General features: G+C 53.0%; 1 protein-coding gene. It reads left to right on the top strand.

What is annotated here, in order from left to right; translation table 11 throughout:
- Positions 1-1,139, top strand: a 1,139-nt coding sequence (locus H165_RS18900; protein ID WP_017940323.1) for a sensor histidine kinase, incomplete at its 5' end; no start/stop codon positions are given.
- Between the last annotated feature and the right edge of the window lie 89 nt (positions 1,140-1,228).

Below are 1,228 nucleotides of genomic sequence, written 5' to 3'. Positions count from 1 at the left end.
GAAAAAGCCCGTTTTTCGCGAAACCGCTGCCCTGTATCCCGCATGGTTACTGGGCAGCATTTTTCGAGAAAGGACTTTTTCAGACCATCCCTAGCCATTCCGAATATGCCATTCCCGAGCAGTATGCAAATCTGGAAGAAGGCTTCAATGAGGTCGTCGATGGCAATGAGGCGTTCTATGTCTATGTCCAGGAAATCAACAATCAGACCTATCTATTGGTGCAAGAACAACACGAGTTCGAGGCCCGTGAGCAAGTTCTATTCGATGTAGTACTAGCAGGCTTTCTACTGACCATCGCAGCCGCATGGGGGCTCGGGCTAGTCATGGCGCGTAAGGTGATGGCGCCCATCAGTCGCTTGGCTCAGCAGGTGCGTCATCGCGACCAATTGCACTCTTTGGCTCCGCCACTTGCTCCCGATTACCCTGATGACGAAATTGGTCAACTGGCAGCTGCCTTTGACAGCACGTTGGGCCAAGTGCGTCAGTCACTGGAGCGTGAACGGCTATTCACCAGTGATGTCAGCCATGAATTGCGCACCCCACTCATGATCATTGCCACTTCCTGTGAGTTGCTTGCAGAGGTGAAGCTTGAGCAGCGCGAGCGTGTGCAGATTGAACGTATAGACCGGGCTTGCGAGGAGATGCGCGAGCTGGTCCAGACCTTCCTGCAACTAGCCAGAGATAAAGCTAATGAGACAGCCTTTGTCGCGAGTAGCAGTTTAGCCAAGGTGGCCACCGAGCAAGCCGAGCGTTGGGGCCCAATGTTCAGAGAAAAAAAACTGGATTTCCAGTGCATTGAAGAGGGTACGGATGATGGTCGCTACAATCCTACTTTTCTCAACGCGGTGATGGCCAACCTACTGCGAAACGCACTGCATTACACCGAGAGGGGGTTTGTACGCCTAGTAATAGGATCTGGAGAGTTCCGCGTAGAGGATAGTGGCAGCGGCATTCCTTTCGAGCAGCACGAGCAGATTTTCCAGCCCTTTGTACGTGGTACACAGGCGCGAGGGGATGGTTTGGGGCTGGGTCTTTCATTAGTAAAACGCATCTGTAGCAAGCAGGGTTGGACGATCTCGGTTCAGAACCTACCCGGTGGGGGAGCATGCTTCAGCGTAACCTTGAAAAGCGTTGTTTGACTGATCTTGCCCAGTCCCAGTGGACACCCCGTTAAGCGATACACTGCACGAGGTGAACCATGGCAAGACCAGCATCCCTGATGAAACAG

The sequence above is a fragment of the Pseudomonas thermotolerans DSM 14292 genome, assembly GCF_000364625.1.
GTDB classification, from domain to species: Bacteria; Pseudomonadota; Gammaproteobacteria; order Pseudomonadales; family Pseudomonadaceae; genus Aquipseudomonas; species Aquipseudomonas thermotolerans.
This window is presented reverse-complemented; position numbering and strand designations above follow the sequence as displayed.